Raw genomic sequence first — 23,629 nt, 5'->3', positions numbered from 1 at the left:
CCACCGCTGCGGCCACCGCCGCCGCCATAGCCACCACCACCCCCACCACCGCCAAAGCCACCGCTGCGGGGAGGACGGGGTTCCATGGGACGTGCTTCGTTCACCACGATGCTGCGGCCGCCGAGGGGCTGGCCGTTCATGCCGTTGATGGCAGCCTGGGCTTCTGGGTCGCTGCCCATTTCAACAAACCCGAAACCCTTGGAGCGGCCGGTGTCGCGCTCCATCATCACTTTGGCACTGGTCACTGCGCCAAATTGGCCAAAGGCCTGCTCCAGATCGCTGTCGCGTACCGAGTACGGCAAATTGCCAACGTACAGTTTGTTGCCCATCGAGGGACTCCTCAAAAACACATGGATAAAGCGATGGAGTCCCGATACCGCAGCCAGCTAATCTCAATGACGCTCTCAGCGCGAAACTGACGGATCACCGCAAACTTGAGACGGGCAAAACCCGCCAAGCCATTATGCGCCACAAATTTCCCAAAAAAGCAAGCCTCATGGTCTGGCGGGGTACGGTGTGGTGGCATGGTGACAAATGCCACAGCGAGGGGAGAAATGGCCCCTCGCAGGCCCTTACGGGCATAAAAAAAGGAGCCCGAAGGCTCCTTGTTTTTGTCGTCAGCAGGCCAGGCCTGCCGGGACGGGTGTGCGCTGCTTAGTAGCTGCCACGGCCACCGCCGTAACCACCACCGCCGCCGCCGCCGGAACGGCCACCGCCGTAACCGCCGCCGCCGCCACCACCGTAGCCGCCGCCACCACCACCGCCGCCACCGAAGCCACCGCTACGGGGAGCGCGGGGCTCCATGGGACGGGCTTCGTTGACCACGAGGTCACGGCCGCCGAAATTCTGGCCATGCACGCCTTGGATGGCGGCTTGTGCTTCGGCATCGCTGCCCATTTCGACAAAGCCGAAACCCTTGGAACGGCCGGTGTCACGCTCCATCATGACCTTGGCACTGCCAACCGAGCCGTACTGGCTGAAGGTTTGCTGCAGGTCTTCGTCGCGGAAGCTGTAGGGCAGGTTGCCCACGTAAAGTTTGTTGCCCATGAAAGGACTCCTGAAAAAACATGAAAACGCGATGGAGCCCGACGCAATCAACAAACCTGTGACGACTTCAAAGACGCGAAACTGACCAATCACCGCTAACCATCTGCCTTGCTGCTGGGCAGTAAGGCGAACCCATTATCAATCACTTTATGCGGCTTGTGGGGTTTTATTTCAGCAAGGGCAAACCCGAACTGCCTTTTGTCAACCGCCCGCGGCATCGGGTTTCTCCCTAGATTTTCCAACATTCGTATACAATTGTGATGTCTTTGGGGAGTAGCCCGCCCGGTCGTTCCATGCGCCGGGGGCATGCGTCAACACACTTGGGTTCCTTGCAACCCATGGCGCATGCGGTTTTTCATTCTTTCTTGAATGAGCTGGGCAAGACCATTGACTGCATGCCGATCCAATGGCCGGAGTCGGGGTGCAGTCAATGCGTTCGCACAACAATCCGGCCGGATTGACCCCACCCCATGGAAGCCTTCTTCGTTTCGACCGCCCTCGTCGCCCTCGCCGAGATGGGCGACAAGACCCAACTGCTGGCGCTGGTACTCGCCGCCCGTTTCCGCAAACCCTGGCCCATCGTCCTCGGGATCCTGGTCGCCACGCTGGCCAACCACGGCCTGGCCGGCGCACTCGGCGCCTGGGTCACCACCATGCTGGGCCCGCAGATGCTGCGCTGGATCCTGGGCGCCTCCTTCATCGCCATGGCCATCTGGATGCTGATCCCGGACAAGCTCGACGAAGAGGAAACCGGGGGAGCCCCGCGCTGGGGGGTCTTCGGCACCACGCTGATCACCTTCTTCCTGGCCGAGATGGGCGACAAGACCCAGATCGCCACCGTGATGCTGGCGGCCCAGTACAACGCCTACCTCTGGGTGGTGACGGGCACCACGCTCGGCATGATGCTGGCCAACGCCCCCGTGGTGTGGCTGGGCGAGCGCATCACGCGGCGCGTACCCATCAAGGCGGTGCACATGGTGTCGGCCGGCATTTTCCTGGTGCTCGGCGCCATCGCACTGTTCGCACCGGTGAGCTGACTCCCCCTGAGTCGCTTCGCGCCTTCCCCCATAGGGGGACGCCACCCGTGGCCTGGCAAAGCCAGTTCCACGGTGGCACTGGCATGAGGCATGCCAGTTCCCACGGCCTGCGTGCGGCGCGCAGGCCCGTTGGTCACCGGGGTGCGGCCGGCGCCCGCCTTTGGTATAGTCGTGCCTGCGCCGATTTGCCATAGCTTGCGGGCGCTTTATAAATTCTGCTAAAGACCCGACCGACACCCAAACCCCGGCCTCGTTTTTAGCGATGCCGGGTTTTTTGTTTATGTCGTTCATTGCCACACCCCAGTCCATGCATTTCGAGGAGGCGCTGCCGCTGCAGAGCGGCGCCTCCATCCGCGACTACGTGCTGGCCTACGAGACCTACGGCACGCTCAATGCCGAGCGCTCCAATGCCGTGCTCGTCTGCCACGCGCTCAACGCCTCGCACCATGTGGCCGGCGTCTACGAAGGCCAGCCGCGCAGCGAGGGCTGGTGGGACAACATGATCGGCCCGGGCAAGCCGGTGGACACCAACCGCTTCTTCGTGATCGGGGTGAACAACCTGGGCTCGTGCTTCGGCTCGACCGGGCCCATGCACACCCACCCGGACACGGGCGAGGTCTATGGCGCCGACTTCCCGGTGGTCACGGTGGAAGACTGGGTCAACGCCCAGGCCCGCCTGCTCGACCGCCTGGGCATCACCCAGCTGGCCGCCGTGCTTGGTGGCAGCCTGGGTGGCATGCAGGCCCTGGGCTGGACGCTGCAATACCCCGACCGCATGCGCCATGCCGTGGTGGTGGCCAGCGCCCCCAACCTCACGGCCGAGAACATCGCCTTCAACGAGGTGGCGCGCCGCGCCATCGTGACCGATCCGGACTTCCACGGCGGCCACTTCTACCGCCACGGCGTGATCCCGCAGCGCGGCCTGCGCATCGCGCGCATGATCGGCCACATCACCTACCTGAGCGACGACGTGATGAACGAGAAGTTCGGGCGCCAGCTGCGCGAGGGCCTCACGCCCAAATACAGTACACAGGACATCGAGTTCCAGATCGAGAGCTACCTGCGCTACCAGGGCGACAAGTTCAGCGAGTACTTCGACGCCAACACCTACCTGCTGATCACGCGCGCGCTCGACTACTTCGACCCGGCGCTGCAGTACGGCGGCAGCCTCACGCAGGCGCTGGCCCGCGCCACGGCCAAGTTCCTGCTCATCAGCTTCACCACCGACTGGCGCTTCTCGCCCCAGCGCAGCCGCGAAATCGTCAAGGCCCTGCTCGACAACCGCCGCCGCGTGAGCTATGCCGAGATCGACGCGCCGCACGGGCACGACGCCTTCCTGCTCGACGACCCCCGCTACATGGACACCATGCGCTCGTATTTCGACAGCATCGCCAAGGAGGTCCACGCATGACCGAGAAAGCCACCATGGAGGCGCTGGCGCGCCTGGTCCCCACCGGCTCGCGCGTGCTCGACCTGGGCTGTGGCGATGGTGCCATGCTGTCCTACCTGCAGCGCGAACGCGGCTGCAGCGGCTACGGCGTCGAGATCGCCGACGCCAACGTGCTGGCCTGCGTGCGCCGCGGGGTGGACGTGATCCAGCTCAACCTGGACGAAGGCCTGGCCATGTTCGGTGACAACAGCTTCGACGTCGTGCTGCAGATCGACACGCTGCAGCACCTGCGCAATGCCGAGGTGATGCTGCGCGAGACGGCGCGCGTGGGCCGCACCGGCATCGTCGCCTTCCCCAACTTCGCGCACTGGCCCAACCGCCTGTCCATCCTGCGCGGGCGCATGCCCGTCACGCGGCGCCTGCCCTACCAGTGGTACGACACGCCCAACATCCGCGTGGGTACCTACAAGGATTTCGAGGTGCTGGCGCACAAGAACGAGCTGCGCGTGCTCGAATCCTTCGGGCTGCAGGACGGGCGCGAGGTGCGCGTGCTCCCCAACGTGATGGCCGGCACCGCCGTCTTCCACTTCGAGCACGCCTGACGGGCGCCATGCACCTGTCACGCAGGCGGGTTATGGTGGCAGGTTGGCAAACACCACCGCCCCGGAGACCCCCATGCGCCTCGTGCCCCTGAAATCCGCCCTCGCCATCGCCCTGGCCACCCAGGCCCTGGGCGCTGCCGCCCAGCAGGCCTGGCCGCCCACCCCCACGGTGATCGCCCACCGCGGCGCCTCGGCGCTGCGCCCCGAGCACACGCTGGCGGCCTACCAGAAGGCTATCGACGATGGCGCCGACATCATCGAGCCCGACCTGGTGATCACCAAGGACGGGGTGCTGGTGGCCCGGCACGAGAACGCCATCGCCATCCTCAACGCCGATGGATCGGTGAAGGAAGCCACCACCGACGTGGTCGACCGCCCCGAGTTCGCCGCGCGCAAGGCCACGCGCAGCATCGATGGCCAGGCCATCACCGGCTGGTTCACCGAAGACTTCACGCTGGCCGAGCTCAAGACCTTGCGCGCGCGCGAACGCATCCCGGCGCAGCGCCCGGCCAACGTGGCCTACAACGGCCAGTTCGAGATCCCCACGCTGCAGGAGGTGATCGACCTGGCCAAGACCCAGAGCGCGAAGACCGGCCGCACCATCGGCATCTACCCCGAGACCAAGCACCCGACCTACTTCCAGTCCATCGGCCAGCCGCTGGAAGCCCCTTTGCTCGCGGTACTGGAGAAGAACGGCTGGAACCACAAGCAGGCACCGGTGTTCGTGCAGTCCTTCGAGGTGGCCAACCTGCAGGCCATCCGCAAGCTGAGCACCGTGCGCCTGGTGCAGCTGGTCGCCCCCTCGGGCCGGCCCTACGACTTCGTGGCCCAGGGCGCGGCCAACACGCGCAGCTATGCCGACCTGGTCACGGCCGAGGGCCTCAGGCAGGTGGCCAGCTATGCCAACGCCGTCGGCCCCTTCAAGACCCTGGTGGTCCCGGTGAAGGACGGGGTCCTCGGCGAGCCCACTGCGCTCGTGGCCAACGCCCGTGCGGCCGGCCTGTCGGTGCACATCTGGACGCTGCGGCCCGAGAACAGCTTCCTGCCCACCAGCCTGCGCAAGGCCCCGGCCAGCGACGCCACGGCCCGCGGCGACAGCATCGCCGAGATCACCGCCTACCTGCGCGCAGGCGTGGACGGTTTCTTCACCGACGACTCGGCCGTGGGCCGCGCCGCCGTGCAGGCGTTCACCGCGAAATAAGCCGTCAGGACGCCGCCACCGTGGCCGGGGTGCGGCCGCCATGCCGCGCGCCGAGGGCGCGGGCCTGTGCCACCCATGCGCCCAGGCGCTTCGCGTCGGCCGTGCGCACCGGCCCGAAGCTGTGCACTTTCACGGGCCGGATGCCGCAGAACTCCAGGATGGCTTTCTTCATCTGGTGGTGGCCCGGCATGCGCGTAACCCAGCGAAAGTACCAGGGCGGCGAATCCATGGTCACCAGCAGCTCGGCCGAGCGACCGGCGAGCAGCTTGTCCCACAGCGACGAGCCCTGGCGGTACTTGAAGGCATAGCCAGGCAGCAGGACCCGGTCGATGAAGCCCTTCAAGAGCGCGGGCATGGCGCCCCACCAGATGGGGTAGACCCAGACCAGGTGCTCGGCCCAGGCAATGTCCGCCTGCGCGGCCAGCAGGTCGGGTTCCAGCGGCTGTTCGCCATAGTGGCCGGCATGCAGCAGGGGATCGAAGTGCAGGGTGGAAAGGTCCAGGCGCCGCACTTCGGCGCCAGCGGCCTGCGCGCCCTCGGCGTAAGCGGTCGCCATGCCTGCGCACAGGCTGTTGAGGGCAGGGTGGCCAAGGATGACCAGGATGCGTTGCGCCACGAGAACTCCCGAAAAGTGTTGAGTTCCCCATGCTCACCTTGCCCCACGGGGCAGAGTCAAGCAGCGGGATCAGGCTTTCCGCACAAAGAGCCGTCAGGCGGTGGCGCTGGCGCTGGCGAGGGGGACGAGGTGGCGCGAGGGGCCCACCGGCCCCTGCGGCGCCGCGCAGGCCTGCGGCGCGGCGGGGAGGGCCAGCGCATCGCAGGCATGCAGCTCGGCCTGCAGTGCGGCCAGTTGCCCATCGAGCGCGGCCAGGCGCGCCTGTTCCTGCGCCACCATGGCGCGCCGCTCGGCCAGCAATCCGGCCATGCGCGCCCAGCCGGCGCTCTGGTGCAGGTCGGGCAGGCCGTCGAGCTGCGCCAGGCTGAACCCCAGGCCCTGGGCCTGGCGGATCAGTTGCACACGCGCCACGTCCGCCTCGCCGTAGTGGCGGTAGCTGCCGTCGCGCGCCACCGTGCCCAGCAGCCCGCGTGCCTCGTACAGGCGAATGGCCTTGGGCGTGGTGCCGGTGCGTTGGGCCAGTTCTCCGATGCGCATGGGGCGGTTCCTGAAGGGGGGTGGGCGGTGGAGGGCTGGCTCCACCGCAAAATAGTAGCCTACGCACGTCCGGCCTTCCACCTTTTGCCCACCGCCATGCCCCAGTTCGCCGCCAACCTGAGCCTGATGTACACCGAGCTGCCCTTCCTGGAACGCTTTGCCGCCGCCGCGCGCGACGGCTTTGCCGCGGTGGAATGCCAGTTCCCCTATGCCTTCGCCCCGGCCGAGCTGGCGGCGCGGCTGGCCGACAACGGCCTGGCCATGGTGTTGTTCAACGCCCCGCCCAGCGGCACCGACCGCGCCAGCATGGCCACGGCCTGGGAGCAGCAGGCGCGCGGCACGGCCGCGCTGCCGGGGCGCGAGGCGGAGTTCCGCCGCGGCGTGCAGGAAGCGCTGGAATATGCCGCTGCCCTCGATTGCCCGCGCATCCACGTGCTGTCGGGCATGGTGCCGGCCGGGGTGGAGCGCGAATCGCTCAAGGGCCTGTGCGTGGACAACCTGCGCTGGGCCGCGACCGAGGCGGCGCGGAGCGGGCGCGAGATCCTGATCGAGCCGATCAACCTGCGCGACATGCCGCGCTACTTCCTGAACCGCCAGGACCATGCGCATGAGCTGCTCGACGCGGCGCAGATGGACAACCTCAAGGTGCAGATGGACCTGTACCACTGCCAGATCGTGGAGGGCGACGTGGCCAGCAAGCTGCGCCGCTACCTGCCCACGGGCCGCGTGTCGCACCTGCAGGTGGCCGGCGTGCCCGAGCGCCAGGAGCCGGACCGGGGGGAGCTCCACTACCCCTACCTGTTCGACCTGATCGACAGCCTGGGCTATGCCGGCTGGGTGGGCTGCGAGTACCGGCCGGCCGCCGGCACCTCCGAGGGCCTCGGGTGGCTGGAGCGCACACAGTCGGGTCACTGACCTGCGGCGCATGCTTGGGCGGTACGCAGCTCTGCGTAAGGGAATGCGTGAATAAATGTAACAAGCACTCGGGCTTAGAGTGAATGCAGACCGGCACAGCCGGCAGCAGTGCGCATTCACTTCCAGGAGACAAGCCCCGTGCCAGCCCCCCTTGCCAACAACCGTTCCGTCGCGCGCCAGGTCACGCTCATGGCCATTGCCCTGGTGGCACTGGTCATGGTGCTCGTGGGCCTGGCCATCGCCGTGCTGACCGAGCGCAACACCCGCACGCAGCTGATCGCCAGCGTGGGCGACACGGCACAGAGCGTGGCCCAGTCGCTCGACGCGGCCGACAACACCAACCGCGAGCTGGTGCAGCTCACGATGAAGGGCTTCCAGCGCTACTTCGATGCGGCCATGCACCTGGACGAGGCCACGGGCGAGCTGCGCAGCTACGGCGCGCTGGTCAACGAAGACTATGGCTCGGTGGACAAGTTCGCCAACGAGACCGCGGGCATCGCCACGGTGTTCGCGCGCAAGGGCGAGGATTTCATGCGCATCACCACCTCGGTCAAGAACGCCCAGGGCGAGCGCCAGCAGGGCACGCCGCTGGCGCGCACCGACCCGGCCTATGCGGCCGTGAGCAAGGGCGAGACCTACACCGGCGTCACCGTGGTGAACGGCAAGCCCTACATGGGCCACTACCTGCCGACCAAGGACGGTGCCGGCAAGGTCACCGCTGTGCTGTTCATCGGCAACGACATCAGCGTGTTCCACGCCATGCTGCAAAAGCAGGTCGCGCAGACGCGCTTCTTCGAGCATGGCGGCACCTACGTGGTCAACCCCGGCGCCGGGCTGGACAAGGCGAATTTCGTCTACCACCCGAGCGCCGGCGGCAAGCGCGTGCTGGAGGCCTATCCCCAGGCCGGCGCGTTCCTGGAGGCGCTTGCCGCCTCCCAGGACGGCTATGTGCGCGAGGCCCTGCCGCTGCTGGGCCAGGGCGCCGAAGACCCCTTCGCCCTGGTGCGCAAAACCGCCGGCGGCTGGTGGGTGGTGGCCGAGGTGCCCTACGGCGAGGCCATGGCCGGCCAGCGCCGCGTGACCCTGGCCGTGTGGGCCCTGATGGCGGTGGCCGTGGCGCTGCTGGCCGTGGGCCTGTTCCTGGTGCTGCGCCGCGGTGTGAGCCGGCCGCTGCGCGACCTGACCCAGGCCATCACCCTGGTGGCCCAGGGCGACCTGACCCAGGCGTTTCGCACCACGCGGCGCGACGAGATCGGTGCGCTGGTGCAGGAGGTCGAAGGCATGCGCCAGCGCTACACGCAGATGCTGCAGCAGGTGCGCACGGCCGTGGACAACATCGGCACGGCCAGCGCCGAGATCGCCAGCGGCAACCAGGACCTGTCGGCGCGCACCGAGGCCACGGCCAGCAGCCTGGCGCAGACGGCCCAGAGCATGGACCAGCTCACCGCCACCGTGCGCCAGTCGGCCGACGCGGCACGCCAGGCCAACCAGCTGGCCAGCAGCGCCGCCGAAGTCGCCGCGCGCGGCGGCCAGGTGGTGGGCGAGGTGGTGACCACGATGGGCGAGATCAACCAGAGTTCGCGCAAGATCGCCGACATCATCGGCGTGATCGACTCCATCGCCTTCCAGACCAACATCCTGGCGCTCAATGCCGCTGTCGAGGCGGCCCGCGCCGGCGAGCAGGGCCGGGGCTTTGCCGTGGTGGCCAGCGAGGTGCGCAGCCTGGCCGGGCGCAGTGCCGAGGCCGCGCGCGAGATCCGCACGCTGATCCATGCCAGCGTGGAGCGTGTGCAGCAGGGCAACCAGCTGGTGGAGCGCGCCGGCAGCACCATGCACGAGGTGGTGGCAGCCATCGGCCGGGTGAACGACCTCATGGGCGAGATCAGTGCCGCCAGCCACGAACAGTCGCTGGGCGTGACCCAGGTCGGCGAGGCCGTGACGCAGATGGACCAGGCCACGCAGCAGAACGCCGCCCTGGTCGAGGAGATGGCGGCGGCCGCGGGCAGCCTGCAAAGCCAGGCCGAGGAACTGGTGCAGGTGGTTTCGGTGTTCCGCATCGGCGATACGGTCCCTGCGGCACCCTCCATGCCGCGCCTGCGCTGAGCAGGCCTCGGAACCTGTTCCAGAGCTCAGGCCGACCGCGGCAGCACCAGCCGGGCGCGCAGGCCGGCGCCCGCGGCGCTGTGCAGCTCCAGCGTGCCGCCATGGGCGCGCGCCACCCTTTCCGCGATGGCCAGGCCCAGGCCGGCCCCTGGGGTGCCCGAACGCGCCGCCCCGCCCCCACGGGCAAAGGGCTGGCGCAGGCGCTCCAGCTCGTCCGGGGCCATGCCGGCACCATGGTCTGCCACCTCGATCCATGCATGCTGCGCGCTGGCGCCGGTGCGCAGCACCACGGGCGCGGCGCCATGGCGCCATGCGTTCTCGACCAGGTTGTCCACCGCGCGCCGCAGCGCTTGCGCGTGCACAGGAACAGTGGGCGTTGGGCCCGCTTCCAGTTGCAGCGCGCGGCCATGGTCGGCCTGCGCCTCGGCCACGGCCTGGGCCAGTTCATCGAGCGATGCCGCAGTGGCCGCTTCACCATCGCCCAGGCGCGCGAAATCGAGGAACTGGCCGACGATGGCGTCCATCTCCTCGATGCTGCGCGCCATGCTGGCCGCCAGCGGGGCGTCCACCTGGGCCTGGGCGATCTCCACCCCCAGGCGCAGCTTGGTGAGCGGGGTGCGCAGGTCGTGCGAGACACCGGCCAGCATCAGCGCGCGCTCGCGATCGGCCTCGGCCAGGCTGCGCGCCATCAGGTTGAAGCTGCGCGCCACGGTGGCAATCTCCTGTGGCCCATCCTCGGGCAAGGCCTTGGGTGGCTGCCCGCGGGACAGTTGCTGCGCGGCGGCCACCACGCGTGCCAATGGCCGGTTGAGGTGGCGCTGCAGCCACCAGGCGCCGAGCAGCGCGAGCAGCCCACCGGCCACCGTGGCCATGAGCCAGGCCCCCGTGAATTCGCGCGCAGGAAAGACATGGGGCAGCGTGAGCCAGTAATCGGTGCCGCCATGCGCCACGCGCAGCGCCAGCAGGCCCGCGCCATCGCGGCGCCAGCGCGGCCCGGCATCGCCGCCGGGCTCGGCCTGCTGTTCCAGCCGCCGCACGACGGCCTGCACGAAGCGGCGCTCCAACGGGGAGAGCAGGGCGCGCTGGCGCGGGGAGGGCGGCTCGCCGGCCTGCATGGCGGCATGGCTCGCCTGGCGGTTGAAGGCCTCGACGAAGGCGGCACGCTGTGCGGGCGGCAGCACCCCCAGCCCGGCGCGCAGGGCCACCACATTGCGCGCCACGCCGTCGGCCGCCTGGGCCACGCGCGGCTGCAAGACCATCTGGCGCACCAGCACCACGGCACACAGCTGGCTCAGCACCACCAGCGCGGCAATGAGCAACAGGTTGCGCCCCAGCAGGCTGCGCGGCCACCCGCTGTGCACGGGCGCAGCGGCGGTCATCCCGCGCCCCCGGCAGGCGCGGAGCCGTCCGGCATGAAGACATAGCCCACGCCCCAGACGGTGCGGATGTGGCGCGGCTGCGCCGGGTCGGCCTCGATCAGCTTGCGCAGGCGCATCACCTGCACGTCGATGCTGCGGTCCGTGGCCTCGTGGTCGGGCCCGTAGGCCAGGGCCATCAGCCGGTCGCGGCCCAGGGGGCGGCGCGGCTGCCGGGCCAGGGCCTGCAGCAGGGCGAATTCGCCGCTGGTCAGCGGCAGGTCCTGCCCATCGCGGGACAGCCGGCGCTCGTCCACCCACAGGGTGAAGTCGCCGAAGCGGATACAGCCACCGGCCTGTACCGGGCCGGTGTGTGCGCCCAGCATGCGCTGGCGCCGCACCATGGCCTGCACGCGCGCCAGCAGCTCGCGCGGGTTGAAGGGCTTGGGCAGGTAGTCGTCGGCCCCCATCTCCAGGCCGACGATGCGGTCCACCGGGTCGCCTCGCGCGGTGAGCATGAGGATGGGAATGGTCTCGCCCTGGGCGCGCAGGCGCCGGCAGATGGACAGGCCGTCCTCTCCCGGCATCATCACATCGAGCACCAGCACGTCGAAGCGCTCGCGCGCCAGCAGCGCGTCGAGCGGGCCGGCACCGTCCACCGTGCGCACGGCGTAGCCCTGGTCGCCCAGGTAGCGCTGCAGCAGGGCGCGCAGGTCGGGCTCGTCATCGGCCACCAGGATACGGGCCAGGGCATCGGTCATGGAGAGGGTGCATGCAAACGGGATGGGGCAATGGTAGGGCCCAAGGCCTTGTCGCAGGCCGCTTCGTCATGCTTTGTCATACATCGGGCCGCCCACGCCACAAACGGCTCACACCTGGGCGCGAAAGTCGGGCCATCCCAACCCAGGAGCCCCCCATGACCCCTTTTTCCATCCGCGCACTGGCCGTCGCCGGCTGGCTTGCCATCGGCCTCATGGCCGGTGCCTGCGCGCAGGCCGCGCCCCCGGGCCAGCGCGCCCAGCAGGTACAGCAGGCGCGCGGCCAGCTGCACCAGCGCTTCGTGGCCGCCGACAGGGACGGCAACGGCCAGCTCACCCGCGCCGAGGCCCAGGCCGGCATGCCGCGCGTGCACCGCGCCTTCGACCAGATCGATACCGCGCGCAAGGGCCATGTGACCGAGGCCGAGATCACGGCCGCCATCGCAGCCCGCCTGGCCAGCCGCCGGGCCCTGCAGCAGTAACCACCTTTCACTAACATTGCAGGAGAAAACGACCATGGCCTTCCATCCCTTTGCCCACCTTCGCTCCTGGGCCTGCCGGGCCGCACTGCCCCTGGCCCTGGCCTCGCTCGCCGCCGTGGCACCGGCCCAGGCGCAGCTGGCCGACCCGGGCATCTTCCTCGAGGATGGCAGCGGCGCCCTCGCCACCCTGCCGGCCGGCGTGCAGCGCATTGCCGACGTGCCCTACGGCGCCGACCCGCTGCAGCGCATGGACGTCTACCTGCCCAGCGCGCCGCGCAGCGGCGTGGACGGACCGGCCCCGGTGATCTTCATGGTGCACGGCGGCGGCTGGCGCACAGGCGACAAGGCCATGGGCCGCGTGGTGCAGGAAAAGGCCGCGCGCTGGGTGCCGCGTGGCTTCGTCTTCATCTCCGTCAACTACCGGCTGCACCCGGCCGTCGACGTGCTGCAGGAGGCGATCGACGTGGCCCTGGCGCTCGACACCGCGCAGAAGCAGGCCGCGCAATGGGGGGCCGACCCTACGAAGTTCATCCTCATGGGCCACTCGGCGGGGGCGCACCTGGTGTCCTTCGTCAACGCGCATGCGCCGCTTTTGCGCCAACTGGGCGTCACGCCCTGGCTGGGCACGGTGTCGCTGGACAGCGCGCTACTCAACGCACCGGTGGTCATGGCGCTGCCCCACTACCCGCTGTACGACGATGTGCTGGGCAGCGACCCCGCCTACTGGCTCGCGATCTCGCCCTACCAGGCCGTGAGCGGGTCACAGCCGCCCTGGCAGTTCGTGTGCTCCACCCGTCGGCCCGACCGCCCCTGCCTGCAGGCCCAGGGCATGGCCGCCCACGTGCAGGCCCTGGGCGGCCGCGCCGAGGTGCTGCCGCAGGACCTCACGCACGGCGAGATCAATGCCGACCTGGGGCTGGAGGGCAGCTACACGCGCGCCGTCGAAGCGTTCATGGGATCGCTCGATCCCACCGTCGCCCAGCGCCTGCGCTAGGCCAAGTAGCGCGCGAGGTACTTGCCCGTATGGCTGGCGGGATTGGCCGCCAGGTCCTCGGGCGTGCCCACACCCACCACGGTGCCGCCACCGGCACCGCCCTCGGGCCCCATGTCGATGAGCCAGTCGGCGGTCTTGATGACGTCCAGGTTGTGCTCGATGATGACGATGGTGTTGCCCGCGTCGCGCAGCTGGTGCAGCACCTTGAGCAGGAGGTCGATGTCGGCGAAGTGCAGGCCGGTGGTCGGCTCGTCCAGGATGTAGAGCGTGCGGCCGGTGTCGCGCTTGGACAGCTCCTGCGCCAGTTTCACGCGCTGCGCCTCGCCGCCCGAGAGCGTGGTCGCCGCCTGGCCCAGGCGGATGTAGGACAGGCCCACGTCCAGCAGGGTCTGCAGCTTGCGCGCCAGGGCCGGCACGTCCTTGAAGAAGGCGAAGGCATCCTCCACCGTGAGCTCCAGGATCTGCGCGATGTTGCGGCCCTTCCAGAGCACTTCCAGCGTCTCGCGGTTGTAGCGCTGGCCGTGGCAAACGTCGCAGGGCACGTAGACGTCGGGCAGGAAGTGCATTTCCACCTTCACCACGCCGTCGCCCTGGCAGGCCTCGCAGCGGCCGCCGGCGACGTTGAAGGAGAAGCGCCCTGGCCCGTAGCCGCGTTCCTTGGCCGTGTTGACCTCGGCCATGAGCTCGCGGATGGGCGTGAACAGACCGGTGTAGGTCGCCGGGTTGCTGCGCGGCGTGCGGCCGATGGGCGACTGGTCGACGTTGATGACCTTGTCGAAGTACTCGATGCCCACGATCTCGTCGTGCGCGGCCGGCTCTTCGTGGGCGCGGTAGATCTGGCGCGCCACGGCGGCATACAGCGTGTCGTTGACCAGCGTGCTCTTGCCCGAACCCGAGACCCCCGTCACGCAGGTCAGCAGGCCCACGGGGAAGTCCACCGTCACGTTCTTGAGGTTGTTGCCCGTGGCGCCGGCCACGCGCAGCGCCTGCACGGCGCCCTGGCGCGCATGGTGGGCGGCCATGCGCTCGGCGCGGCGCTTGCTGGCCTCGGTCTCCGGGAAGCGCGACTTGCCCTTGGCCGGCGCGGGGGCCGGCGCGGCCGCCTCCACCACCGGCAGCCAGGGCGTGCGGCGCCTGGGCACGGCGATGGACAGCGTGCCCGACAGGTACTTGCCGGTGAGCGATTCGGGGTGGCTGCGCACCGTGTCGTAGCTGCCCTGGGCCATGACGCGGCCGCCGTGCACACCGGCGCCAGGGCCCATGTCGATCACGTGGTCGGCGGCGCGCATCATGTCCTCATCGTGCTCGACCACGATCACGCTGTTGCCGATGTCGCGCAGGTGCTGCAGGGTGGCGATGAGGCGGTCGTTGTCGCGCTGGTGCAGGCCGATGCTGGGCTCGTCGAGCACGTACATCACGCCCGTGAGGCCCGAGCCGATCTGGCTGGCCAGGCGGATGCGCTGCGCCTCGCCGCCCGACAGCGTCTCGGCGCTGCGGTCCAGGCTCAGGTAGTTCAGGCCCACGTCGTTGAGGAACTGCAGCCGCGTGGTGATCTCGCGCACCACCTTGTCGGCGATCTCGGCCTTGGCGCCGCTGAGCCGGAGCCCGCGGAACCAGCCATGCGCGTCGTTGAGCGTGGCGTGGCTCACCTCGAAGATGGCGCGCGCCTGCTCGCCTTCGCCCACCTTCACGTGGCGCGCTTCGCGGCGCAGTCGCGTGCCATGGCATTCGGGGCAGGGCTGGGTGCTGCGGTAGCGTGCCAGGTCCTCGCGCACCACCACCGAATCGGTCTCGCGGTAGCGCCGCGCCATGTTCGGCAGGATGCCCTCGAAGGTGTGCTTGCGGCTCAGCACCTTGCCCTTGGAGGGGCCGCTGTCCATGATGTAGCTGAAGGCGATCTCTTCCTCGCCCGAGCCGTGCAGCACCGCGTTCTGCACCTTGGCGGGCAGCGACTCGAAGGGCGCCTCGACATCAAAGCCATAGTGCCGGCCCAGGCTTTCGAGCATGGCGAAGTAATAGCCGTTGCGCCGGTCCCAGCCCTTGATGGCGCCGCTGGCCAGGCTCAGCGTGGGGAAGGCCACCACGCGCAGCGGGTCGAACACCTCGCGCTGGCCGATGCCGTCGCAGGCCGGGCAGGCGCCCATGGGCGAGTTGAAGGAGAACAGGCGCGGCTCCAGCTCGGCCAGCGAGTAGCTGCACACAGGGCACGAGAACTTGGAGCTGAACAGGTGCTCCTGGCCCGAATCCATCTCCAGCACGAGCACGCGGCCATTGCCTTCGTTGCCACCCACGCGCAGCACGGCCTCGATGCTCTCGGCCAGGCGCTGCTGCATCTCGGGGCGCACCTTGAGGCGGTCGATCACCACGTCGATGCTGTGCTTCTCGGACTTCTTCAAGGCCGGCAGGCTCTCGTACTCGTAGATGGCGCCGTCCACCCGGAAGCGGATGTAGCCCAGGGCCTGCATCTGCGCGAAGAGCTCGGTGAACTCGCCCTTCTTCTCGCGTGCCATGGGGGCCAGCAGCATCAGGCGCGTGTCCTCGGGCAGGGCCAGCACGGCATCCACCATCTGGCTCACGGTCTGGGCCGCCAGCGGCAGGCCGTGGTCGGGGCAGAACGGCGTGCCGGCGCGCGCGTACAACAGGCGCAGGTAGTCGTGGATCTCGGTGACGGTGCCCACGGTGGAGCGCGGGTTGTGGCTGGTGGCCTTTTGCTCGATGCTGATGGCGGGCGACAGGCCCTCGATCAGGTCGACGTCGGGCTTGTCCAGCCGGCCGAGGAACTGGCGCGCATAGGCCGACAGGCTTTCCACGTAGCGGCGCTGGCCTTCGGCATAGAGCGTGTCGAAGGCCAGGCTGGACTTGCCCGAGCCCGACAGCCCGGTGATCACCACGAGCTGGTTGCGCGGGATGTCGAGGTCGATGTTCTTGAGGTTGTGCGTGCGCGCCCCGCGGATGCTGATGCGCTGCTCCCGCAGCACGCGGGCCAGGTAAGCGCCGTCGGAAGATCGGCCGTCGTCGGCAACAGGGTCGTTTTTCACGGGGGCGGGCTCAATGCAGGACAACCCACCATGATAGGCCACCGGCCTGCCCCGTACCTGCCACCCTGCTGCCAGGGCACAGGCGGTTGCCGATGCAACCGGAAATTACGCCAGAGGCCGACCTGGCGCCACGGGAATGCAGATACCCATAAAATAACAATCATTCTCATTTAAACGCTTTATCGCCGGGCATGCCCATGCCCTGGCGGTGGACCGCGCCCCCCGCCACGCAACATGGCCAGCGAACGCACCCTTTCCGCCGCATCCACTGCGGCCACCACCGACACCGCCGTGCCCGTCTCCAGCCCCGGCACGCAGCCCCGCGGCCGCTGGCGCCTGCCGGCCTTGCCCACCCTGCGCCAGGCCTGGTTCCAGGTGCACTGGTTCATCGGCATCACCGCCGGCACGGTGCTGGTGGTCATCGGGCTCACGGGGGCACTGCTGGCCTTCCACGAAGAGATCCTGGACCTGATCAACCCCGGCGTGCGGCAGGTGGCCCCCTCGGCCGGGCCCATGCTCACACCGCAGCAGGCCGCCGAGGCGGTGCTGCGCGCCGGCCGTACCGAGCGCATCAGCAGCGTGGCCGTGCAGGCCGAGCCCGGCAGCTCGGCACGCGTGACCTTCGTGCCGCGCCCGGGCGAGCGGCGCGGCGACGTGGTCTACGTGCACCCCTACACCGGCAGCGTGCTGGGCGAGTTGCAGGGGCACGGCTTCTTCGAGTGGATCGAGTCGCTGCACCGCTGGCTGCTGCTGCCGCGCGAGCCCGGCCGCGTGGTGGCCGGCGTGCTGGCGATCTGCCTGCTGGGCCTGTCGCTCTCGGGCCTGTACCTGCGCTGGCCGCGCAACCCGCTGCGCTGGCGCACCTGGCTGACCTTCGACCCGGCGCTCAAGGGCCGCTCCTTCCTGTGGGGCCTGCACTCGGTCATCGGCACCTGGGCGCTGGTGCTGTACGTGGCGCTCACGGCCACGGGCATCTACTGGTGCTTCGATGCGGTGCGCGACACGGTGGACGGCTGGGCCGGCCAGAAGCGCCCGCCACGCGTGGCCGCCCCCGCCAAGCCACCGGCATCCGCCAACGCGGAGCCCAAGGCCGCCGAGCCCGCACTGCCGGACCTGGCCCGCACCTGGGCCGTGTTCCAGCAGCAGGCCGGCGACTGGGCCGAGGCCAGCCTGCGCATGCCGGCCAAGCCCGGCCAGCCGGTGCAGGTCACCTGGCTGGATGCCAAGGCACCGCATGAACGCGCGCGCAGCCGCATGTCCATCGATCCCGTGACCGGCAAGCTCAGCGCCGAGGACCGCTATGCCGACCGCAGCCTGGGCGCACGCGCGCTGAGCACCATCTACCCGGTGCACATGGGCACCTATTTCGGCCTGCCGGGGCGCGTGGCGATGCTGCTGGCCAGCCTGGGCCTGCCGCTCTTCGCCATCACCGGCTGGATGCTCTACCTGGACCGCCGGCGCCAGCGCCGCGCCACCGCAGCCGCGCGCGCCGCCCACGGCCAGGGCGTGCCCGGCGCGGTGGCCGGCACCCTTGCCGCCGACACCTTGCTGGTGGCCTACGCCAGCCAGGCCGGGCAGGCCGAGCGCATCGCCCTGCAAAGCGCCACCGCCTTGCAGCAGGCCGGGCTGCGCGTGGCCGTGCAGTCGGTGGCGCAACTCACGCCCGAGGCGCTGCGCGCTCACCGCCGCGTGCTGCTGGTGGCCAGCAGCTTCGGCGAAGGAGAGCCGCCCGACAGCGCCCGGCGCTTCTCGCGCCTGCTGGAACAGCAGGGCACCGGCGGCCTGGCCGGCCTGCGCTACGGCCTGCTGGCCCTGGGCGATCGCAACTACGCACGCTTCTGTGGCTACGGCCACGCCCTCGACGACGCCCTGCGCCGCGCAGGCGCGGAACCGCTGTTCCCTGTGATCGAGGTGGACAGCGGCGATGCCGCCGCCCTGGCGCGCTGGATGCAGACCCTGGCCACGCTGGAAGGCGCCGAGCATCTGGCGCTGGATACTCCGCTGGCCGATGCCGGTCCCGAATTGCCCTACGCCCCCTGGCGCCTGGCGGGCCGCGAGTGCCTGAACCCCGGCAGCGAGGGCGGTCCGCTGTTCGAGCTGTCGCTGACCGCCGACACCCCCGCCACCTGGCACCCCGGTGCCCTGGTGGAGGTACAGGCCCGACACTCCACCGAGGCGGTGGATGCCTGGCTGGCGGCCGCCGGACTGGCAGGTGCCCATGCCGTGCGCCTGGCCGGCCAGCCCTGCACCCTGGCCGAGGCCCTGGCGCAGTGCGTGCTGCCGGTGCCGCCGCTGCACTTTGCCGATGCCCAGGCCTGCGCCGACGCCCTGGTGCCCCTGGCGCCGCGCACCTATTCGGTGGCCTCGTTGCCGCAGGACGGCGCGCTGCAGCTGCTGGTGCGCCAGGAGCGCCATGCGGGCGGCCTGGGCCTGGCTTCGGGCTGGCTCACGGCCCACGCCCGCCTGGACACGCGGGTGCCCCTGCGCCTGGTGGCCAACCCGCGCTTCGACACTGCCGCGGGCGATGTGCCCTGCCTGTTCATCGGCAATGGCTCGGGGCTGGCAGGCCTGCGCGCGCACCTGCGCGAGCGCGTGCGCACAGGCCAGCGGCGCAACTGGCTGCTGTTCGGCGAGCGCCACGGCGCCCACGACACCCTGTGCGCCGCCGAGATCGACGGCTGGCAAGCCGGCGGCTACCTGCCGCGGCTCGACCGCGTTTTCTCGCGCGATGGCGGCGAGCACCGCTATGTGCAGGACCGCCTGCGCGCCGCGGCGGGCGACTTGCGCGCCTGGGTGGCCGATGGCGCCATCCTCTATGTCTGCGGCAGTGCCCAGGGCATGGGCTCAGGGGTGGACGCGGTGCTGGCCGAGGTGCTGGGCGCCGATGCGCTCGACGCGCTGATCGCTGATGGGCGCTACCGAAGGGACGTGTACTGAGCCGGGCCACAAGGCCGGTTTGTTCTTGATCAAAGTCAATGGACGGGGCGATGGGCGAGAATCGGGGTTTGCACCAGCCGTCCACCGAGCCCCTTTCCTTGTTCATGCCTTCCCCGGCCCCGAGTGCCGCCCCATCCCCCTCTGCCCCCCTGCCGCCGACGGCCGCGCACGCCATGACGCCGCTGGAGCGCCGCGCCAGCGTGAGCCTGGCGCTGATCTTCGCGCTGCGCATGCTCGGCCTGTTCCTGGTGCTGCCGGTGTTCGCGTTGGAGGCGCGCAAGTATCCCGGGGGGGATGACCCGGCCCTGGTGGGCCTGGCCATGGGCATCTACGGGCTCACGCAGGCACTGCTGCAGCTGCCGCTGGGCATGGCCTCGGACCGTTTCGGGCGCAAGCGCGTGATCGTGCTCGGCCTGCTGGTGTTCGCGGGCGGCAGCCTGCTGGCGGCCCTGGCCGATTCGCTCACCGGGCTGCTGCTGGGCCGGGCGCTGCAGGGCGCGGGCGCCGTGTCGGCCGCCGTCACGGCCCTGCTGGCCGACCAGACCCGCGATGCGGTGCGCACCAAGGCCATGGCCCTGGTGGGCGGCAGCATCGGCCTGATGTTCGCCGTGGCCCTGGTGGCCGCGCCGCTGCTCACGGCCCACATCGGCCTGTCGGGCCTGTTCGGGCTGACCTGCGCGCTGGCGCTGGCCGGCGTGGCCGTGGTGCTGTGGCTGGTTCCGCCCGAGCCCACGGAGCACCGCAATGCCCCGCGCGGCCGCCTGGCCGACGTCTGGGCCCACCCGGACCTGCTGCGCCTGAACCTGGGCGTGTTCGTGCTGCACACGGTGCAACTGTCCATGTGGGTGGCCGTGCCCGCCATGCTGGTGCAGGCCGGACTGCCCAAGGACCACCACTGGCAGGCCTACCTACCCGCCGTGGTGCTGTCGTTCGTGGCCATGGGCGGGCTGTTCGCGCTGGAGCGCGCCGGGCACCTGCGCACGGCCCTGCTGGGCTCCATCGGCCTGGTGCTGGTGGTACAGCTGAGCCTCTACGGCCTGGCGGCCAGCGGCGCCACGCCCACGCTGTGGGTGCTGGGGCCGCTGCTGTTCGTGTTCTTCTGCGGTTTCAACGCGCTGGAGGCCAGCCAGCCCAGCCTGGTCTCGCGCATGGCGCCCGCCGCGCTGCGCGGCGCGGCCCTGGGCAGCTACAACACCCTGCAGTCGCTGGGGCTGTTCGCCGGCGGCGCACTGGGCGGCGCCCTGGTCAAGTGGGCGGGAGCCCCGGGCCTGTTTGCCACCACGGCGGTGCTCACGGCCCTGTGGCTGGCGCTGACCTGGCCGCTGCGGCCCACCGGACGCGGTCAGGGACACTGAGCCTGCCCAGGGCGCCCGGCTTGCGGCACAATGGTACGTTTGGCGCGCAGCCTCTCCACCGGCCGGAGAGGGCACCGACGCCCCCCAACATCAAGTAGGTAGAGCAGCACATGGCATCCGTGAACAAAGTCATCATCGTCGGCAACCTCGGCCGCGACCCTGAAATGCGCACTTTCCCCAGTGGCGACCAGGTGGCGAACGTGACGATTGCCACCACCGACAAGTGGAAAGACAAGCAAAGCGGCGAAATGAAGGAAGCCACCGAGTGGCACCGCGTGGTCTTCAACGGCCGCCTGGCCGAGATCGCCGGCCAGTACCTGCGCAAGGGCTCGCAGGTCTATGTGGAAGGCAGCCTGCGCACGCGCAAGTGGACCGACCAGGCGGGCGTGGAAAAGTACAGCACCGAAATCCGTGCCGACCAGATGCAGATGCTGGGCAGCCGCCAGGGCATGGGCGGTGGCGGCCAGGGTGGCGGTGGCCAGCAGGGCGGCGGCTATGACGATGGCGGCGGCTACGGCGGCGACCAGGGCGGTGGTGGCGGCTACGACGCGCCACCCCAGCGCCGCGCGGCCCCGCCTCAGCAGCAACGCCCCGCGGCGCCCGCCGCGCGCCCGGCACCCGCGCCGGCACCGCGCGCTGCCTCGGGCTTCGACGACATGGACGACGATATTCCGTTCTGAGCACCGCATGGGCATGTTGCGCATGGTTGTCGGGCTGCAGCAGCCCCGCTGCGCCACCCCCCGGCCTTCATTCAGTCCACCCAGGCCCGCCCGTGTTGCGGGCCTTTTTTGCGCCGGCACAGGCACCGCTTGCCATGGAAAGCCCTGACCCCGGCGGCCGCCCCGACGAGGCCCTGCGCCGCTGGCGCCTGATCCTGGGCCGCTATGCCGCGCAGCCGCTGTCGCATGCGCAGTTCGACGCGGGCGACTGGAAGCTCGACCAGGCGCTCGAATACCTCTACGGCCGCGAGTACGATGGCCGCGGCCTGGCACGGCCCCCGGGGGGCCTGGGCGGGGCCGGCTCGCTCGACCCGAGCCAGCTGCGCGCCATCGACTGGCTCAACCGCTCGCGCACGCTGTTCCCGCAGGAGGTCTTCGAGCGCATGCAGACCCAGGCGATCGACCGCTACCAGCTCACCGACCTGCTCAAGGACCCGGCCGTGCTGCGCTCCATGGACCCCACGCCGGGCCTGGCCAAGGCGCTGCTGGGCATGCGCGGGCGCCTGTCGGGCAGCATGCGCGACGCCGTGCGCGAGGTGATCCAGAAGACGGTGGACGAGATCACCCGCCGGCTGAAGAACGACTTCGTCAACGCCCTGGTGGGCCGGCGCAACCGCCAGCGCCGCTCGCTGATCAAGAATGCGCAGAACTTCGATGCGCGCGCCACCATTGCCGCCAACCTCAAGAACTACAGCGCCGAGCGCCGCCAACTGGTCATCCAGCGCCCGCTGTTCAACGCCCGCGTCAAGCGCAACCTGCCCTGGGACGTGGTGCTGTGCGTGGACCAGAGCGGCTCGATGATGGATTCGGTGATCTACAGCGCCGTGATCGCCGGCATCATGAGCTCGCTGCCCGCCGTGCGCGTGAAGCTGGTGGTGTTCGACACCGCCGTGGTCGACCTCACGCACCTGGCGCACGACCCGGTGGAGGTGCTGCTCACGGTGCAGCTGGGCGGCGGCACCGACATCGGCCGCGCCGTGCACTACTGCGAGTCGCTGATCGCCAACCCGCAGCGCACGGTGTTCACGCTGATCAGCGACTTCGAGGAGGGCGCCGCCCCCGGCCCGCTGCTGTCGGCCGTGGCACGCATGGCCGAGGCGCGCGTGAAGCTGCTCGGTCTGGCCGCGCTCGATGAAGGTGCCAACCCGGTCTACGACCGGCAGATGGCCCAGCGCCTGGCCAACAAGGGCATGCATGTGGCGGCGCTCACGCCCACCCACTTCGCCCAGTGGCTCGCAGAAGTGATGGAGTGACGATGGCCGCCTGGTTCAAGGGCTACCGCGCCTACGACGACGACACCCTCACGGCCCTGGCCAATGCAGGCCTGCTGCGCCGCGCCGCCAAGGACGTCGAGGCGGGCAAGGTGCAATGGGCAGAGCAGGGCACCGAGGGCGGCGTGGTCGAGGCCGATGGCCAGCGCGTGCAGCTCGACGCCCGGGGCCCGCAGAAGGCGCAGTGCGACTGCCCGGCGCCGGGGATCTGCAAGCACATCCTGGGCGCGGCGCTGTGGCTGCGCTCTCTGGAGCCCGTTGCCGGCACCGCTGAGCCGGCGGCAACGCAAGCGACCGAGGCCCCGGCAGAACCAGGCCTGGCAACCACGGCCGACCCGCTGGCTGAAGTGAAAGCCCTGCAGGCCCCGGCCCTGTTCAAGCAGGCCGGCGTGGCCGCCGTGCGCCGCGCCGTGCAGGCGCTGCCCTGCGGCATCGAATGGCGCGTGCAGGGCGGCACGCTGGTGCTGGACCTGCCGGCGCTGAACGCCACCTGCCGCTACGTGGCAGGCGCGGGCTACGAGGGCATGGTGTCCGAAGTGCCGGCGCGCGAGCGCAAGGCCGTGCACCTGATCGCGCTGGCGGCCCTGCGCGAGGCGCTCGGCGAGCCGCTGGCGTGGCCCGAGGGCATGGCGCCCGCCGCGGCGGCAGAGCAGCCCACGGCCGCACTGGGCGAGCGCGAACGCGCCTTTCTCGCCCAGGTGGAGGCCATGCTGCACGAGCTGCTCACCGGCGGCCTGTCGCACGTGAGCGAGCAGGCCTCGGCACGGCTGCTGGCGCTCAACATGTCGGCGCGCGGCGAGGGCCTGCCCCGCCTGGCCGCGCTGCTGCGCAACCTGGGCGGCATGGTGGACGGCCTGGTGCGGCGCGACCACCGCATGCAGGAGCGCGACGCGCTGGCGCTGATGTCCAGCATCCAGGCGCTGTGCGATGCCCTGCGTGCCCCCGCTGAAGGCCCGGAGGCGGCAGAACGCAATGCCGCCCTGCGCGGCCGGCTGCGCCGCGCATTCGACGAGACCACGGCCCTGGAACTGCTGCCCCTGGGCGCCCATTGGTGGCAGACCCTGGGCGGCGCGCGCGGCCTGACCCTGGCCTTCTGGGACCTGGCCGGCCAGCGTCTGCTGCAGGCCGTGCTGGCGCGCCCCGATGGCAACGACACGGGCTTCACGCGCCACAGCGCCTGGAACATCCATGCCGTGTGGCCCGGCGTGGGCGCCGCGCAGTCCCTGTGCCAGGCCCCGCTGCGGCTGGGGCAGCCGCGCCTGGCCGACGACG

The 23,629-nt window shown here is 70.2% G+C and carries 20 protein-coding genes and 1 riboswitch; of the genes, 13 read left to right on the top strand and 7 right to left on the bottom strand.

Annotation, left to right across the window (positions count from 1 at the left end):
* Both PMI14_RS08930 and PMI14_RS08925 read right to left on the bottom strand, forming a co-directional pair.
* Window positions 1-329 (bottom strand): RNA-binding protein (locus PMI14_RS08930; protein ID WP_007852958.1); only part of this gene is annotated, 329 nt, incomplete at its 3' end.
* Window positions 330-654: 325 nt separating this feature from the next.
* Window positions 655-1,047, bottom strand: coding sequence for an RNA-binding protein (locus PMI14_RS08925; RefSeq protein WP_007852956.1), 393 nt, complete (start codon window positions 1,045-1,047; stop codon window positions 655-657).
* A 252-nt stretch (window positions 1,048-1,299) separates the two neighbouring features.
* Window positions 1,300-1,496: riboswitch (yybP-ykoY riboswitch) on the top strand.
* 21 nt (window positions 1,497-1,517) lie between these two features.
* Between PMI14_RS08925 and PMI14_RS08920 the strand changes: the two genes are divergently transcribed.
* The 4 genes from PMI14_RS08920 (at window position 1,518) to PMI14_RS08905 (ending at window position 5,277) form a co-directional block, all read left to right on the top strand.
* The gene (locus PMI14_RS08920; RefSeq protein ID WP_007852954.1) at window positions 1,518-2,084 is read left to right on the top strand and encodes a TMEM165/GDT1 family protein; all 567 of its coding nucleotides are present in this window, start codon (window positions 1,518-1,520) and stop codon (window positions 2,082-2,084) included.
* A 280-nt stretch (window positions 2,085-2,364) separates the two neighbouring features.
* Window positions 2,365-3,495: a homoserine O-acetyltransferase gene (locus PMI14_RS08915; RefSeq protein WP_035202956.1), complete on the top strand. Its 1,131-nt coding sequence runs from the start codon at window positions 2,365-2,367 to the stop codon at window positions 3,493-3,495.
* On the top strand, window positions 3,492-4,076 hold the full coding sequence (metW, locus tag PMI14_RS08910; protein ID WP_007852951.1) for a methionine biosynthesis protein MetW: 585 nt from the start codon (window positions 3,492-3,494) through the stop codon (window positions 4,074-4,076). Before PMI14_RS08915 ends, metW begins: the two co-directional genes overlap by 4 nt.
* Window positions 4,077-4,149: 73 nt before the next feature.
* The gene (locus tag PMI14_RS08905) at window positions 4,150-5,277 is read left to right on the top strand and encodes a glycerophosphodiester phosphodiesterase (RefSeq protein WP_007852949.1); all 1,128 of its coding nucleotides are present in this window, start codon (window positions 4,150-4,152) and stop codon (window positions 5,275-5,277) included.
* 4 nt (window positions 5,278-5,281) lie between these two features.
* On the opposite strand, the gene PMI14_RS08900 is transcribed toward PMI14_RS08905, so the two are convergent.
* Together PMI14_RS08900 and PMI14_RS08895 are read right to left on the bottom strand one after the other, a co-directional pair.
* Window positions 5,282-5,893, bottom strand: coding sequence for an NAD(P)H-dependent oxidoreductase (locus PMI14_RS08900; RefSeq protein WP_007852948.1), 612 nt, complete (start codon window positions 5,891-5,893; stop codon window positions 5,282-5,284).
* A gap of 93 nt (window positions 5,894-5,986) precedes the next feature.
* Entirely contained in the window at window positions 5,987-6,430 is a 444-nt protein-coding gene (locus PMI14_RS08895) for a MerR family transcriptional regulator (RefSeq protein WP_007852946.1), read from the bottom strand.
* 96 nt (window positions 6,431-6,526) lie between these two features.
* On the opposite strand from PMI14_RS08895, the gene otnI reads away from it, so the two are divergent.
* Together otnI and PMI14_RS08885 are read left to right on the top strand one after the other, a co-directional pair.
* A complete protein-coding gene (gene otnI, locus PMI14_RS08890; RefSeq protein ID WP_007852945.1) occupies window positions 6,527-7,345 on the top strand; it encodes a 2-oxo-tetronate isomerase in 819 nt (272 codons plus the stop codon).
* 138 nt (window positions 7,346-7,483) lie between these two features.
* Window positions 7,484-9,448, top strand: coding sequence for a methyl-accepting chemotaxis protein (locus PMI14_RS08885; protein ID WP_007852943.1), 1,965 nt, complete (start codon window positions 7,484-7,486; stop codon window positions 9,446-9,448).
* Window positions 9,449-9,474: 26 nt separating this feature from the next.
* Here PMI14_RS08885 and PMI14_RS08880 read toward each other — a convergent pair whose 3' ends face one another.
* Together PMI14_RS08880 and ompR are read right to left on the bottom strand one after the other, a co-directional pair.
* Window positions 9,475-10,827 carry an ATP-binding protein gene (locus tag PMI14_RS08880; RefSeq protein ID WP_007852942.1) on the bottom strand — a complete coding sequence of 451 codons (1,353 nt, stop codon included), beginning with the start codon at window positions 10,825-10,827 and terminating at the stop codon, window positions 9,475-9,477.
* Window positions 10,824-11,564, bottom strand: a complete 741-nt coding sequence (gene ompR, locus PMI14_RS08875; protein ID WP_007852940.1) for a two-component system response regulator OmpR — start codon at window positions 11,562-11,564, stop codon at window positions 10,824-10,826. Before ompR ends, PMI14_RS08880 begins: the two co-directional genes overlap by 4 nt.
* A gap of 155 nt (window positions 11,565-11,719) precedes the next feature.
* Here ompR and PMI14_RS08870 point away from each other — a divergent pair, with 155 nt between their 5' ends.
* On the top strand, window positions 11,720-12,043 hold the full coding sequence (locus tag PMI14_RS08870) for a hypothetical protein (RefSeq protein WP_007852938.1): 324 nt from the start codon (window positions 11,720-11,722) through the stop codon (window positions 12,041-12,043).
* Window positions 12,044-12,077: 34 nt separating this feature from the next.
* Window positions 12,078-13,037 (top strand): alpha/beta hydrolase, encoded by a 960-nt coding sequence (locus tag PMI14_RS08865; protein ID WP_007852936.1) that lies wholly within the window; start codon window positions 12,078-12,080, stop codon window positions 13,035-13,037.
* On the opposite strand, the gene uvrA is transcribed toward PMI14_RS08865, so the two are convergent.
* The gene (uvrA, locus tag PMI14_RS08860; RefSeq protein ID WP_238541820.1) at window positions 13,034-16,015 is read right to left on the bottom strand and encodes an excinuclease ABC subunit UvrA; all 2,982 of its coding nucleotides are present in this window, start codon (window positions 16,013-16,015) and stop codon (window positions 13,034-13,036) included. The genes PMI14_RS08865 and uvrA overlap by 4 nt on opposite strands.
* Before the next feature lie 294 nt (window positions 16,016-16,309).
* Between uvrA and PMI14_RS08855 the strand changes: the two genes are divergently transcribed.
* From PMI14_RS08855 to PMI14_RS08835, 5 genes are all read left to right on the top strand, one after another.
* Complete coding sequence (locus tag PMI14_RS08855; RefSeq protein ID WP_007852933.1) at window positions 16,310-19,012, top strand: sulfite reductase flavoprotein subunit alpha; 2,703 nt, start codon at window positions 16,310-16,312, stop codon at window positions 19,010-19,012.
* Between the two features lie 173 nt (window positions 19,013-19,185).
* Window positions 19,186-20,367 carry an MFS transporter gene (locus PMI14_RS08850; protein WP_035202952.1) on the top strand — a complete coding sequence of 394 codons (1,182 nt, stop codon included), beginning with the start codon at window positions 19,186-19,188 and terminating at the stop codon, window positions 20,365-20,367.
* Between the two features lie 110 nt (window positions 20,368-20,477).
* Window positions 20,478-21,047 carry a single-stranded DNA-binding protein gene (ssb, locus tag PMI14_RS08845; protein WP_007852929.1) on the top strand — a complete coding sequence of 190 codons (570 nt, stop codon included), beginning with the start codon at window positions 20,478-20,480 and terminating at the stop codon, window positions 21,045-21,047.
* A gap of 134 nt (window positions 21,048-21,181) precedes the next feature.
* Complete coding sequence (locus tag PMI14_RS08840) at window positions 21,182-22,339, top strand: VWA domain-containing protein (RefSeq protein WP_007852928.1); 1,158 nt, start codon at window positions 21,182-21,184, stop codon at window positions 22,337-22,339.
* A gap of 2 nt (window positions 22,340-22,341) precedes the next feature.
* Window positions 22,342-23,629, top strand: a 1,288-nt coding sequence (locus PMI14_RS08835; protein ID WP_007852926.1) for an SWIM zinc finger family protein, incomplete at its 3' end; no start/stop codon positions are given.

Source organism: Acidovorax sp. CF316 (assembly GCF_000276605.1).
Lineage (GTDB): Bacteria > Pseudomonadota > Gammaproteobacteria > Burkholderiales > Burkholderiaceae_C > Acidovorax.
This window is presented reverse-complemented; position numbering and strand designations above follow the sequence as displayed.